Genomic DNA, 13,772 nt, shown 5'->3' with positions numbered 1-13,772 from the left:
TAATAAATTACGTCTTCTGGGTTGTCCAGTACAATCAAATAAGACGGATCAGGCTGCATTTTCCTTTTTGATAACATTAAGGGCCGATCCTTCCCTGAACCAGGCAATCTGCGGCGCATTATAAGTATGATTGGTCTTGATCATGTCTTTGGAGCCGTCCTTGTGCACTACTTCAATGGTAAGAGGAACATCCGGGGCGAAATCCTGAATATCGACAAAGTTGAAGGTATCATCCTCCTGAATTTTATCATAATCATTTTCATTGGCAAAGGTAAGCGCCAGCATCCCTTGTTTTTTCAGGTTGGTTTCGTGTATCCTGGCAAAGGATTTAACCAGTACGGCGGCTACCCCAAGGTGTCTTGGTTGCATGGCAGCATGTTCCCTTGAAGAACCCTCCCCGTAATTATGATCTCCAACAACGATAGTCTTAATCCCTTTGGCCTTGTAAGCTCTTTGAGTGTCGGGCACACCACCGTATTCGCCGGTGAGCTGATTTTTGACAAAATTGGTTTTCTTATTAAAGGCATTGATAGCTCCAATAAGAGTGTTATTGGCAATATTATCAAGATGTCCCCGGTATCGCAACCATGGGCCAGCCATGGAAATATGGTCGGTGGTACATTTTCCGAACGCCTTAATCAACAATTTCATGCCTTGCAGGCTTTCATTGGTGATAGGTGTAAATGGTGCGAGGAGTTGTAGCCTTTCAGAATCTGACGCCACTTTAACGTCTACTGAACTTCCGTCTTCTCTTGGGGCAACGTATCCTGCATCTTCCACTGCGAAACCTTCCGGAGGTAATTCGTATCCGCGAGGTTCATCGAGTTTTACTTCCTGCCCTTCTTCGTTGATCAGGGTATCTGTAACCGGATTAAAGTCTAACCTTCCGGCGATTGCAATTGCGGTAACCAGTTCTGGTGAACCTACAAATGCCAGAGTGTTTGGATTTCCATCGGCCCTTTTGGCAAAATTCCGGTTAAAAGAGTGTACAATCGTATTTCGGGGGCCGTTGGCGGCCTTATCACCATAGCGATCCCACATCCCGATACACGGCCCACAGGCATTGGCAAATACTGTAGCTCCGATATTATTAAATGTCTTGATAAAGCCATCGCGTTCAATGGTGTATCTCACCAATTCAGAACCAGGTGTTATTGTGAACTTCGATTTTGTTTTTAATTTTTTTTCTGAAACCTGTCTGGCCAGCGAAGCTGCCCTGGAAATATCTTCATAGGACGAATTCGTACATGACCCGATCAGGCCTACTTCTACATTCAATGGCCAGTCATTGGCTTTTGCAGCCTCGCTCATTTTGGAAATTGGTGTGGAAAGATCCGGCGTAAATGGACCGTTAAGATGAGGCTCAAGGGTAGAAAGATCGATTTCTATCACCTGGTCAAAATACTTTTCCGGCTCCTGGTATACTTCGGGGTCTGCGGTAAGGTACTCCGCTACTTTTTTAGCTTCGTCTGCCACATCAGCCCTGTCTGTCCCTCTCAGATAGCGATCCATGGAATCATCATACCCAAAGGTTGAAGTTGTGGCTCCCACTTCAGCTCCCATATTACAAATAGTACCTTTTCCTGTACATGACATGGAGGTAGCACCTTCGCCAAAATATTCTATGATAGCGCCCGTCCCACCTTTTACGGTGAGAATGTCTGCCACTTTAAGAATCACATCCTTAGGTGCAGTCCATCCGCTTAATTTACCTTTTAATTTTACGCCTATAAGTTTAGGGAATTTCAGCTCCCATGCCATACCGGCCATCACATCAACAGCATCAGCACCACCCACACCTATAGCTACCATTCCCAGTCCGCCAGCATTTACGGTATGTGAATCGGTACCGATCATCATCCCTCCCGGAAAAGCGTAGTTTTCAAGTACTACCTGGTGGATAATCCCCGCACCTGGTTTCCAGAAACCAATCCCGTACTTATTGGAAACAGATTCGAGAAAATCAAATACTTCGTTACTGGTTTTATTTGCTCTTTTGAGATCAGCTTCAGCACCTACTTTTGCTTGTATCAGGTGGTCGCAGTGTACCGTGGTTGGAACTGCAACTTTGGGTTTGCCTGCATGCATAAATTGCAAAAGCGCCATTTGTGCCGTAGCATCTTGACAGGCAACCCGGTCTGGGGCAAAATCGACGTAATCCTTTCCCCTTCTGAAAATAGTTGAAGGAATACCTTCCCAAAGGTGAGAGTAAAGAATTTTCTCAGATAGAGTTAGTGGTTTTCCTACCAGCTCACGAGCTTTATCCACCCGTTCTCCCATCCTGGCGTAAACGCCTTTAATCATGTCGATATCAAATGCCATTGTACGTTGGTTTATCAATTGTTAATCCCCCAAAGATAGAAAATTAAAAGGGGTTATTGAAACTTTTTCAATCCCTAGCAGAGTATTATGAAGTCAGCAAAATAGGCCCCCTCCCATTACCTACAGCTGAAAAAAAATGAATGAGAATAAGGGAATTGAAAATAACGGACTTAATTTTTTGAGTCCCGTTCCGGTATTAAAATAATTCCGGGAATAAAATACTTCTACATTAAATGGCGGATGATATCTTCCTCGCTGATTCCCTCTGCCTCTGCTTTGTAGTTTTTTATGATCCGGTGTCTCAGGATTCCGAATGCTACGGCTTGCACATCTTCAATATCCGGAGAAAACTTACCATTTACGGCAGCATGTGCCTTGGCTCCGAGTACCAGATTCTGCGATGCTCTTGGCCCGGCACCCCAGTCGAGGTATTGATTGATATAATCTGAAGATGAAGGAGTTCCCGGGCGTGTACTGTTTACAAGTTTAACAGCATATTCAACTACATTATTTGGGACTGGTATCCTTCTCACAAGATGTTGAACGGCCAGAATTTCGGCTGCATTGAACAAAGCATTTATACTTGCTTCTTCGTCATCGGTGGTTTCCTTCACAATCTGTATTTCTTCGGCCAGAGAAGGATACTTTAATTCGATCGCAAACATAAACCGGTCTAACTGTGCTTCGGGTAGTGGATAGGTCCCTTCCTGTTCAATCGGATTCTGTGTGGCCAGAACAAAATATGGCGCTTCCAATTTATGTCTTTCTCCGGCAATTGTCACGGCTTTTTCCTGCATAGCCTCGAGCAGAGCTGCCTGCGTTTTAGGAGGTGTTCGGTTGATTTCATCTGCAAGGATGATGTTGGCAAATACCGGACCTTTTATAAACTTAAAGGTCCTGCTTTGATCTAACACTTCACTGCCCAGAATATCACTGGGCATAAGATCGGGTGTAAACTGTATACGTTTAAAATCGAGACCGAGCGTCTGTGCTATCGTATTAACCATCAGTGTTTTAGCCAGACCTGGAACACCAATTAGCAGGGAGTGTCCTCCTGTGTAGATTGACAACAGTATAAGATCAATAACCTCATCCTGTCCTACAATAACCTTGGCAATTTCCCTTTTCAGGGACAGGTGTTTTTTACCTAATTCCTCAATGGCCTTTACATCTGACATAGTCTATTCCTTCACCCAGTTGTTTGCGAATTCACAAGACCTGTTAGCCACATTAACACTTACGTAGGTATCATCAATATGTTCGTCCATCCATTCTTTGATGGCCTTGTATTGCTTTTCCCTCAGTGCCAGTTCCTGAATTTTTAAATAGTCTTTGGCAAAATCGGCTTCATGTTCATCGTATCTGTTGGTTACTTTCAGAATCTTGTATTTTGGCGGTCCACCTCTGGGATCGGTTTCCAGCAGTGGGTAGGATATCTCTTCATCTTTTAGATTTCGCACCTGATTATAAAGGGTAGGATCCATTTTTGTCAACTCAAATCGAGAATCGAAATTGATTGGATTTCTCAGCAGGCCCCCATCGAATTTGGTTTCCTTTTCATCTGAAAAATTCAGCGCGGCTTCGGCAAATGTGTATTTCCCTTCCATAATGTGTTTGCGAATAGTATCCAATTCAATCTTCGCTGCCTCTACTGCTGCCTGAGGAATTTCGGGCTGGATAAGGATATGCCGCAGGTCTAACTCCTGTCCCCGTATCTTTTCGACAAAAATAATATGATAGCCGAATGTTGTCTCAAAGGGTTCTGAAATTTCGCCTTCCTGCAAGCTAAACGCCACATCTTTAAATTCCTTCACGAAAGGTGTTTGACGTGTCATACTGTAAAATCCACCTTTAGATTTGGATCCGGGATCCTGAGAATAGAGGATGGCCTTTACACTAAAACTGGCGTCATTATCCTCTACATCCGCTTTTATCTCACGTAACTTGTCGATCACTTTCTGCTTCTCTTCCTCAGGAATTACAGGGGTCTTTACGATCTGAGAAATTTCGAGTTCGGCGCCAAAGACTGGTTTTTCATCTTCAGGAATATTCTTAAAGAATTGCCTCACCTCCTCAGGAGTAACCTGAATCTCACCAACAATCTTCTGTTGCATTTTTTCAGACAACATCCTCAATTTGTTGATATTATAAAGTTCTTCCCTGAAATCCTCAACAGTTTCCTTTTTGTAAAACTGAAGTACCTTATCCATTGAACCCACCTGCTGAACCAACTGCTGGATCTGCCGGTCACTGGTTGCATTTACCTCATCGTCGGAAACCAGAATACTGTCCTGAACTGCCTGATGCGCATAGAGCCTGTCCTCCATTAGTTTCCCCAACAGACTACAATGTGTAATATCTTCAGTTGAGGCTCCCTGACTCCTCAAATCAATGAGTGTTTTCTCTATATCTGAGTCGAGTATCACATAGTCGCCAACTACGGCAGCAATCCCATCAAGTTTTATCTTCTCAAAGGAATTAACCGTGTCTTTTACGGAGGTAGTTGATTCGGACAATTGCTGTCCGGGATCTGCTGTAGTTTCACTTACTGGTTCCTCCTGTGCCATTCCCACAAGAGTGAAGGTGGCAAAAGTGAACAGTAAAAACTTATTCTTTCTCTTTTTCATAAATTTCAAATTCATTTTGTTTTACAGCTTCATCAAGGAGCTCAGTTTCGAGTCGACGTAAAAAGTCGAGTTTTCTCCTGTTTAGCACAACCTGTCGGAGTGTCGGTTTGATATAGCTTAAGGGAGCGATCTCATTAATTTCCCGAATATCGCTTATCTTCCCCAAATATACCCCCAGAGAGTCCTCCAATTCAAAAAATTGTGATTTTTTTAGGTATCGTTCCTCATTTTCATAGGTCAGAGGAGGTATTTCCTGTATGATTCTCGTAAGCGGAATCCAGAGAGAATCGTTAAAATTGAGTTTGGTGAATTGAACCCCAATTGAATCCAAAAACACCTGATCCTCGTCATTGAAATTATTGAGCCGTTTGATTACCTCATCCTTGTTTAAAAATTGTTTTGGCAACTCAACAAATCGAAGTTGGAGGATTTTCTCTTTCAGGACAAAATTCTCTTTTTCCTGTTCATAAAATTGCCTTAGCTGTCCATCGGTGACAGTAGTATCCTCGCCCCGTAGAACGAGGGCCTCCTTATAGGCTCTGGTAAACAGGTCGATACGGTAATTAGCCACGAGTCGCTCAAAAGAAGCTATCTGTTCTTCTGTGAGGTTGATCTGAGCCTTGGAAAAGAGTAATTGTTTTACCGCCCAGTTATTGATGTAATTGGTAACAAGAGAGGTACTATCCTGCTCGTTTAACTGAGAGTTTAGTAAAGATTCAATGTCTTCCCTGTAGAGGTATTCATCCCCTACTCTGGCCAGGGGAGTGCTTTCCGGTTCCGATTTAAAAATGCCTTCACACGAGCACAGTACAAATATCAGACAAAGAGGTACAAGGATCGGAACTCTACGAATAACGTTTCTCAGTGTGAAATGCATTCCGCAAAATTAAGCATTCGATTTTCCTGAACAAGTATAAGGCCTCTCATTAACAGATTTTTATTTCCTACTTCTCATAATTTACTAACTTAGGGTTTAAAGTTTCACCATCCATGAAATATATTACTGAAATAGTAATCAATGTTCCCCTGGCTGAATTTATCCGAAAATTCGACAACCCGGAAAATATGAAATTCTGGCAAAAAGACCTGATTTCATATAAGGTACTAAGTGGAATTCAGGGGAAAGGAGGAGCACAAATGGAGCTTACCTACAAAATGGGTAAAAGAGAGATCGTGATGATAGAAACCATCTTAAAACGTAATCTCCCTCACGAATTTCACGCTACATATGATGCCAAAGGTGTTCACAATGTGCAGAAGAACTACTTTAAAGCCATTGATGAAAATAAGACCAAATGGATTTCAGAAACTGAATTTCAATTCAATGGCCTATTTATGAAGGTTATGGGCTTTCTAATGCCGGGTGCATTCAAGAAGCAGTCATTAAAATATTTGAAGGACTTCAAAGCCTTTGCCGAGAAAAGCTCCACCTGAATTTAAAATATGTCAAGTTGAACAGGAAAATAAAATTATTGTGGGATTTTCGGGGACCCGACTCCGGAGAGACAGCCAGGCATCACGCCCTGCACCTGAGTGAGTTTATCAAAAGGGAGAATTTATCTCTGCAATTAAGCGGACATGAAACCATTACTAAGATGCATGCCGTTGCCTATATGGTGGTTGATGAATCTATGATGATCCAGATTCGCGACGCCCTCCTTCCCCACCGGGGAGAAGTTTACGAAGAGAATCCAGGATAAAATAAAGCAGAAATCATTCCGATCTGATGAGAACCACCTTAGAAAAAGTCCAAAAAATCCTATTATACTCTTTTGTTTTGATCGGGTTGTTGTCGGGATGTGCCAGTACCTCTCAGGAAACTGATCCCTTAAAACAAGTACTCTCTTCCAATGACATTCGTATCCGGAATGTAATGGACGATCCCTCACTCCATGAAGTTCAGATCCGCTTTACGCGAATTATCAGGGATAATGATTCTGTCCGTTTTGAGGATTACGATTTCGGAGTTGATTCACTGCAATACTTCTATCCGGCAAGCACAGTGAAATTTCCAATCGCCGTATTGGCCATGGAAAAAATTAACCGCAATAAGTACTTAAATTTAGACACCCGCTTTTATGTGGAAGGGGATTCAGTGGAAACCACTTTCGGAAGGGAAATCACCAAAATATTTGCCATAAGCGACAATGATGCTAATAATCGTTTACTGGAATTTCTCGGGCAGGATGCTATTAATGCGGGTTTCAGAAAAAAAAACATCGGACCAGCCAGGATTTCACATCGACTCTCCGTCCCGGAAGCAGATGAAGTTACTACCCGTCCTCTTGTTATCTATTTAAATGACAGCACTACTACCCTTTTACCGAATAGCGTAAACAGTACACCCAAGCCGCTGAATTTGGGCGGCATAAAGAAAGGTAAGGGATACTATGAGGGAGATTCGCTGATACAGGGGAGTTTTGATTTCAGCAGGAAGAATTATTATCCTGTAACTACACAACACGGAGTGCTTAAACGAATTATTTTTCCTGACATGTATCCCGAAGAAGAGCGCTTTGATCTGAGTCCGGCACAGCGCAGCTTTCTGTTAAATGCCATGAAAGCAGTTCCCCGGGAGGCAGGATATTCAGCTGAAGATTATTACGACAGCTATGGGAAGTTTTTTATTTACGGAGATAGCAAAGAACCTATCCCAGCTCACATGAGCATTTATAATAAAGTGGGGTATGCATATGGAACTCTAACCGATTGCGCTTATATCAAAGATGACAAAAACGGGGTGGAATTTATGATAACGGCCACCATACTGGTGAATGCTGATGGGGTTTTTAACGACAACGAATATGAATACGAGGAGATAGGTATTCCATTTCTGTCTGCTCTGGGGAGTGAATTATATCAGTTGGAATTAAAAAGATAAATAAACATGTCTTCTTTAGGATTTGTATGTTTTACAAAGAAAATTTATATCACTGCGAGTCGGGAAGAATTATACTGGTGTTGGGCAACCCAAGAGGGAATATGTTCCTGGTTTTTACGAGAAGCTGTTTACAATACTAAAACGGGAATACCAAGAGAAGCAGATCAACATATAGAACAGGGTGACCTGTATACCTGGCGGTGGTATAACTGGGACGGGGAAGAAAAAGGAGAAATCCTAAGGGCAAATGGTAGGGATTTAATAGAATTTACTTTTGCCGAATTCTGTCGGGTGACGGTTGAATTAAAGTCCGAAGGAAATCAGGTTTTGGTAACCCTCACTCAGACCAATATCCCCACGGATGAAAAGAACAAAATGAATATTCATGTCGGTTGCAGTAATGGATGGACATTCTGGCTGGCCAACCTCAAAGCCTATCTGGAACACGGTATACTATTACATGAAACTAAAAAGGACCTCCGGAATGTTCCTCTGGCTACTTTTCAGTTTGTAAATATATGAGGCCTTACCCTTCCTCCTATCAGATCAATCTAGTCTAAAACTGAGTATGAATAGTTGTTTTAAAATAAGATTTCGTCCTTTTAAGCCGATTCTTTTTTTGGTGATTCTGGTCTTTATGCTCGGGTGTAAAGGAACAAAAGAGAGAGATACAATTAGAATTGCTGTTGCTTCAAATCTCCACTACGCCATTAAACCCATCGTAGAAAATTTTGAGCGTAAACACGGAATTTCCTGCGAGGTGATCCTGGGATCTTCAGGGAAGTTATACGCCCAAATTATAGAAGGTGCACCATACGATTTGTTTTTGTCGGCCGATATGAAATACCCCGAATCCCTCTCAAGAGAAGGAAAAACTCTTGATCTGCCTGAAGTTTTCGCCTATGGTTCACTGGTGCTGTGGACGGCGAATCCAGCAATCAAGCCATCTATTGATATGCTGCAAAATGAGCGAATTCAGCACCTTGCTTTGCCCAATCCGAAAATTGCTCCTTATGGAGCAGCAGCCCTGCAGGTAATGAATCACTATGGGATTTATGACAAGGTTTCATCTAAGTTGGTTTACGGGGAAAGTGTTTCCCAGACTAACCAGTTTATTCTCTCTGGTGCTGCCGAGATGGGTTTTACCTCTCTCGCCATTGTTAAAAGTCAGGAATTAAGTAAGGTCGGTCAATGGATAATGATAGATGCTGATGCTTACGATAAACTGCCACATGTAATCGCATTAATAAACCACCAAAATTCCTCTAAAGAAGGCAGCAGGACATTTTTTGAATATCTTTTTAGTGAGGAAGGACAGGCTATCCTCAAAAAATTTGGATATTCGGTACGTGAATAGACTAACAGGACATATCAAAAACCTTCAGGTTGAGGGGCAGATCACCCTGGTTACCTTGTTACTTGTAGGGGATCTGGAAATGAAAACTATTTTGATCGATACTCCTGAATCGGCTGAATATCTGGCATTAAACCAGGAAGTAAATATCCTTTTTAAGGAAACTGAGGTGGTGATTGGTCTGGAAAAGACGAATGGAATTAGTCTTACGAATAAAATCGACTGTAAAGTACAGGCCCTGCAAAGAGGTATTTTGTTAAGCGGGGTTGATTTAGAATGTGCTCCCGGGAACATCCAGGCTATAGTGAGCACGGAAGCCCTTTTAGAAATGGGTATAGAGTCGGGTAAAAAAGTACTTGCCATGATCAAACTTAATGAAGTAATGCTATCGCCGAAATGAACTGGGAGCCCTTGCGATTAACATTTGAACTGGCATTGACCACAACCTTGGTCCTGTTGGTTGTTTCTGTTCCCCTTGCATTCTGGCTCAGCAAAACTACCTCCCGTATAAAACCTGTAATAGAAACTCTGGTAAGCATGCCTCTTGTGCTTCCCCCTACGGTATTAGGCTTTTATTTTCTCCTGGCATTCAGCCCTAATAATGCGTTTGGTTCATGGATCAATGAGTGGTTGGGAATACAACTCGTTTTTTCCTTTGGCGGACTTGTTGTGGCGTCTGTGATATATAGCCTGCCCTTTATGGTGCAACCCATACAGGCGGGTTTGACATCCCTGCCACCTTCTCTTTCGGAAGCTGCTGCCACTATGGGAAAATCGGGAGTGACACAACTTTTCAGGGTATTGCTTCCCAATATCCGAAAATCACTTTTAACGGGAATTGTTCTGGCTTTTGCGCATACAGTTGGTGAATTTGGAGTCGTACTAATGATTGGGGGTAATATTCCAGGGGAGACAAGAGTGGCTTCAATCGCTATATACGATGAAGTGGAATCCCTCAATTATGTGGCTGCAAACAGCTATTCTTTAATTTTATTTGCCTTGACATTTGCCTTACTTCTACTTGTATACCTTCTCAATGGAGGATATTTAAAAAGATTCTGGAAATGGTAGAAGTAAGAATCCATAAAAAACTGGGAGCCGGAACAGCTGAATTCACCTTGAATACTGATCTTACCATAGCAGAAGGCTCACTGCTAACGCTTTATGGTCCTTCAGGATCAGGTAAAACTTCCCTGCTGAGAGGTATAGCAGGTTTACTGCCTCCTGATAAGGGATATATTGCTTTTAATGGCAGGACCTGGTTCGACTTGGAGAAAAAAATCAATCTCCCCCCGCAAAAAAGAAATATCGGTTATGTTTTTCAGGATTATGCCCTGTTTCCCAATATGACGGTCATTGAGAATCTGAAATTCGCAAAAAGCAAGTCGGCTCCTGATAATATCATCCCTGATCTTTTGGAAGTCATGGATCTTTCAGCCCTGGCGAACCGAAAACCAGATACGCTATCAGGAGGACAGAAACAACGAGTTGCCCTTGCCAGGGCCCTGGTGCAGCAACCTGATGTTTTATTGTTAGATGAACCCCTCGCTGCTCTTGATACGGATATGCGGCTAAGTCTGCAGGATCATATTCTGGATGCCCATAATAAACTGGGGTTGACCACCATCATGGTTAGTCACGATCTGGGCGAAATCATGAAACTTTCTGATACAACTGCCATCCTGAAGGAAGGACGTATTACTCAGTTGGGGCCGCCGGGAGAATTGTTTATGGAAAAACATATTAGCGGTAAATTTCAGTTTACAGGCACAGTTTTGCATCTTATTCAACAGGATGTTATCTATATTATAAGCGTTTTGATAGGAAATAATATTGTAAAAGTGGTGGCCCACCCTTCCGAAATAAAAGGTATACTCCCCGGTGATAAAGTGGTGGTGGCATCAAAAGCATTTAATCCGGTGATCTACAAGATTTCGGGTAATTAAATATCTGAATAAGGAGAGATGGAAACCAAGCAACCGCCGGCCCTGATACTGATCGACATACAAAAAGGTCTAGAGGAACTCGATTATTACGGGGGGGCCAGAAATAACCCGGATGCCGAGGAAAAGGCATCCATCCTCCTTGCCTACTGGAGAGACCAAAACTACCCTGTATTCCATATCAAACACAACGGAACGCCTCCTTCCCCCCTTACTAAAGGAAGGCCGGGAAACGAGTTTAAAGAGATTACAAAACCAATAAAAGGAGAAATTATTCTTGAAAAAAGTAGTAATAGTGCCTTTATAAATACCCCCCTAGACAAGATGCTGAAGGATATTCAAATATCCGATCTGGTACTGGTGGGTCTTACTACTTCTCATTGTGTTTCATCCACAGCCCGTATGGCAGGAAATTTTGGATACAACACCTTTGTTATATCCGACGCTACCGCTACATTTGATACTTTGGGTCCGGAGGAAGAACAATTTGAGGCCTCCCTTGTTCATAAAATCACCCTGGCAAACCTTCATAAAGAATTTGCCACTGTACTCAATACGAAAGATATACTGGAATTAATGAGCAAATATTAAAAGAAAAATGATCCAGAAAATAGGACAGAAATTTTCAGATATCTTCCAGAGGTTTATGCCCGATGCCTTTGTATTTGCCCTTATCCTTACTTTAATTACATCTGTAATTGCTCTATTATGGGTAGGGGCTACACCTGTTCAGGTAATCAATTCCTGGTACGACGGATTCTGGATCTTGCTCGAATTCGGGATGCAGATGGTGTTATTGGTCATTACAGGTTATTCCATTGCTCTTTCTCCTATAGTACACAGGGGTATCGACCTATTGGCCAGCAAGATCAAGAAACCTCAACAGGTATACTTTCTGATTGTGATTTTAGGCGCACTATTTAGTTTAATAAGTTGGGGTTGGGTAGTTATAACTGCTGTTTTGGGCAGGGAACTTGCCCTCAGGATCAAAGGGATCCACTACCCTTTTCTGATTGCCTGTGTGTATTTCTCCGGTATCATTTGGGTAAGTGGCCTTTCCAGCTCTATCCCTTTACTATTGAATACCCAGGAGAATTTCCTGATAAAAGCCGGTGTACTTGACGACACTATCTCAACCAGTGCAACTCTGGGGTCGTCGCTTAATCTGGTGGTATTGTTAGTATTTCTTTTTATTGCTCCTTTACTTATGCGCCTTCTACTCCCTAAAACAGGAAATTATCCAACTCTCGAAGGCATGATGGAATCGGAAACAGATCAAAAATCGGTGACTATTCATGAGGAAGCCCGACTCATGAAATTACCTTACAAGGCTTTTTCTGACTTTCTGAATAATAGCCGACTTTTACAATATCTCATTGCGATCCCGGGCCTGATCTATTTGTTTTTACATTTTAGTTCCAAAGGGCTGGATCTCAATCTGAACATCATGATTTTTTTCTTCCTGATGCTTGGACTGCTCTTACACGGTACACCCATGCGATATGTTATCGCCATGAAAAGGGCAAGTGGGAATATTTCCGGAATTCTCTTTCAATATCCTTTTTACGCAGGGATTATGGGAATTATGATTTACACCGGTTTAGGTGAAAAACTTGCATTATGGATGGCTTCTGTAGCAACTTTGGATAGTATACCCTTCTTTGCATTCCTCACAGGAGCAGTTGTAAATTTTGCCATCCCATCTGCAGGGGGAGAATTTGCGGTTATTGGTCCAAGTATCATCACAGCAGTTCAGGAAATCGGTGCAGCACTATCCCCGGAAGAAATGGAAGCACTCTTATCCAGGACAGCCATGTCTGTCGCCTATGGTGAAAGCCTTACTAATTTGATGCAACCTTTCTTTCTTCTCTTAGTTATCCCCATCATGGGGGCAGGAATTAAAATACAAGCCCGGGATATTATGGGGTATTTGGTTATCCCATTCATTCTGTTCTTTACGATATTTGCCGCCCTGGTAAGTTTTTGGCCCATGTAAACAGGTATAAAATGAAAAAGCACCGCCGAGAAGCGATGCTTTTCCTAACAACCAACCAACCAACTATTGTGGCATAACCACATCTTCGATGATATGTATTACTCCGTTAGAAGCTATTACATCCGTTTTAGTAATCATGCTGTAATTTCCATTGGCATCCATAAGGTAGATCCCTTTGTCTTTTTTTACAGCAGTTAACTTCCCTCCGTTTAAAGTGGTGAGTTCTGCTTTCCCATTACCCTTATTCAGGGCATTTACTACATCAGATGCAGTAATTTTTCCCGATACTACATGATAGGTAAGAATAGCAGCCAATTTTTCTTTGTTTTCGGGTTTTAAAAGGGAATTCAAAGCATCCGCGTCGATTTTTGCGAATCCTGAATTTACAGGAGCAAAAACGGTAAAAGGTCCGTCTCCCTGTAAGGCGCCTACCAGGTCTGCCGCTTTAAGGGCAGTAACCAGGGTTGAAAAATCATCAACAGATACAGCGATATCTACGATGTCTTGTGAATTGTTTTGTGCATTTGCATTAGTTGAACCTAACAGTAAGGCAACAGTCGAAAGAATAAAAATTACTTTTTTCATGATTTGTTTTTTAGTTTTAGTGATAATTAAAGTTTTAGTGCACTCTTCACTATTAATTACACAG

15 protein-coding genes are annotated in these 13,772 nt (G+C 42.1%); 10 read left to right on the top strand and 5 right to left on the bottom strand.

The features are described from left to right. Positions 1 to 48: 48 nt before the first annotated feature. The 4 genes from AB8P51_RS03090 to AB8P51_RS03075 all read right to left on the bottom strand — a co-directional run bounded on the left by AB8P51_RS03090 (position 49) and on the right by AB8P51_RS03075 (position 5,826). Positions 49 to 2,322 carry an aconitate hydratase gene (locus tag AB8P51_RS03090; RefSeq protein ID WP_369747297.1) on the bottom strand — a complete coding sequence of 758 codons (2,274 nt, stop codon included), beginning with the start codon at positions 2,320 to 2,322 and terminating at the stop codon, positions 49 to 51. A 224-nt stretch (positions 2,323 to 2,546) separates the two neighbouring features. After that, the gene (locus AB8P51_RS03085; protein WP_369747296.1) at positions 2,547 to 3,500 is read right to left on the bottom strand and encodes an AAA family ATPase; all 954 of its coding nucleotides are present in this window, start codon (positions 3,498 to 3,500) and stop codon (positions 2,547 to 2,549) included. 3 nt (positions 3,501 to 3,503) lie between these two features. After that, positions 3,504 to 4,949: a peptidylprolyl isomerase gene (locus tag AB8P51_RS03080; RefSeq protein WP_369747295.1), complete on the bottom strand. Its 1,446-nt coding sequence runs from the start codon at positions 4,947 to 4,949 to the stop codon at positions 3,504 to 3,506. Continuing rightward, a complete protein-coding gene (locus AB8P51_RS03075; RefSeq protein ID WP_369747294.1) occupies positions 4,930 to 5,826 on the bottom strand; it encodes a peptidyl-prolyl cis-trans isomerase in 897 nt (298 codons plus the stop codon). Before AB8P51_RS03075 ends, AB8P51_RS03080 begins: the two co-directional genes overlap by 20 nt. Before the next feature lie 113 nt (positions 5,827 to 5,939). Between AB8P51_RS03075 and AB8P51_RS03070 the strand changes: the two genes are divergently transcribed. The 10 genes from AB8P51_RS03070 to AB8P51_RS03025 all read left to right on the top strand — a co-directional run bounded on the left by AB8P51_RS03070 (position 5,940) and on the right by AB8P51_RS03025 (position 13,123). Continuing rightward, entirely contained in the window at positions 5,940 to 6,383 is a 444-nt protein-coding gene (locus AB8P51_RS03070) for an SRPBCC family protein (RefSeq protein WP_369747293.1), read from the top strand. Between the two features lie 17 nt (positions 6,384 to 6,400). Beyond that, the gene (locus tag AB8P51_RS03065) at positions 6,401 to 6,649 is read left to right on the top strand and encodes a hypothetical protein (RefSeq protein WP_369747292.1); all 249 of its coding nucleotides are present in this window, start codon (positions 6,401 to 6,403) and stop codon (positions 6,647 to 6,649) included. Positions 6,650 to 6,675: 26 nt separating this feature from the next. Then, entirely contained in the window at positions 6,676 to 7,830 is a 1,155-nt protein-coding gene (locus AB8P51_RS03060; RefSeq protein ID WP_369747291.1) for a serine hydrolase, read from the top strand. 6 nt (positions 7,831 to 7,836) lie between these two features. Next, the gene (locus AB8P51_RS03055) at positions 7,837 to 8,352 is read left to right on the top strand and encodes an SRPBCC domain-containing protein (RefSeq protein WP_369747290.1); all 516 of its coding nucleotides are present in this window, start codon (positions 7,837 to 7,839) and stop codon (positions 8,350 to 8,352) included. 115 nt (positions 8,353 to 8,467) lie between these two features. Beyond that, entirely contained in the window at positions 8,468 to 9,187 is a 720-nt protein-coding gene (modA, locus tag AB8P51_RS03050) for a molybdate ABC transporter substrate-binding protein (RefSeq protein WP_369747289.1), read from the top strand. Then, positions 9,180 to 9,584, top strand: a complete 405-nt coding sequence (locus AB8P51_RS03045) for a molybdopterin-binding protein (protein ID WP_369747288.1) — start codon at positions 9,180 to 9,182, stop codon at positions 9,582 to 9,584. Before modA ends, AB8P51_RS03045 begins: the two co-directional genes overlap by 8 nt. After that, on the top strand, positions 9,581 to 10,255 hold the full coding sequence (modB, locus tag AB8P51_RS03040; RefSeq protein ID WP_369747287.1) for a molybdate ABC transporter permease subunit: 675 nt from the start codon (positions 9,581 to 9,583) through the stop codon (positions 10,253 to 10,255). Before AB8P51_RS03045 ends, modB begins: the two co-directional genes overlap by 4 nt. Beyond that, a complete protein-coding gene (locus AB8P51_RS03035) occupies positions 10,249 to 11,130 on the top strand; it encodes an ABC transporter ATP-binding protein (protein WP_369747286.1) in 882 nt (293 codons plus the stop codon). The genes modB and AB8P51_RS03035 overlap by 7 nt, the downstream gene beginning before the upstream one ends. 18 nt (positions 11,131 to 11,148) lie before the next feature. Next, positions 11,149 to 11,718 carry a cysteine hydrolase family protein gene (locus tag AB8P51_RS03030; protein WP_369747285.1) on the top strand — a complete coding sequence of 190 codons (570 nt, stop codon included), beginning with the start codon at positions 11,149 to 11,151 and terminating at the stop codon, positions 11,716 to 11,718. Between the two features lie 7 nt (positions 11,719 to 11,725). Continuing rightward, positions 11,726 to 13,123, top strand: coding sequence for a short-chain fatty acid transporter (locus tag AB8P51_RS03025; protein ID WP_369747284.1), 1,398 nt, complete (start codon positions 11,726 to 11,728; stop codon positions 13,121 to 13,123). A 63-nt stretch (positions 13,124 to 13,186) separates the two neighbouring features. On the opposite strand, the gene AB8P51_RS03020 is transcribed toward AB8P51_RS03025, so the two are convergent. Then, a complete protein-coding gene (locus AB8P51_RS03020) occupies positions 13,187 to 13,708 on the bottom strand; it encodes a fasciclin domain-containing protein (protein WP_369747283.1) in 522 nt (173 codons plus the stop codon). Between the last annotated feature and the right edge of the window lie 64 nt (positions 13,709 to 13,772).

Origin of the sequence: Muriicola sp. SD30 (assembly GCF_041205185.1) — a bacterium.
Classification (GTDB): domain Bacteria; phylum Bacteroidota; class Bacteroidia; order Flavobacteriales; family Flavobacteriaceae; genus Muriicola.
The sequence above is the reverse complement of the archived record's forward strand: the minus strand, read 5'-3'. Positions and strand labels throughout refer to the sequence as shown.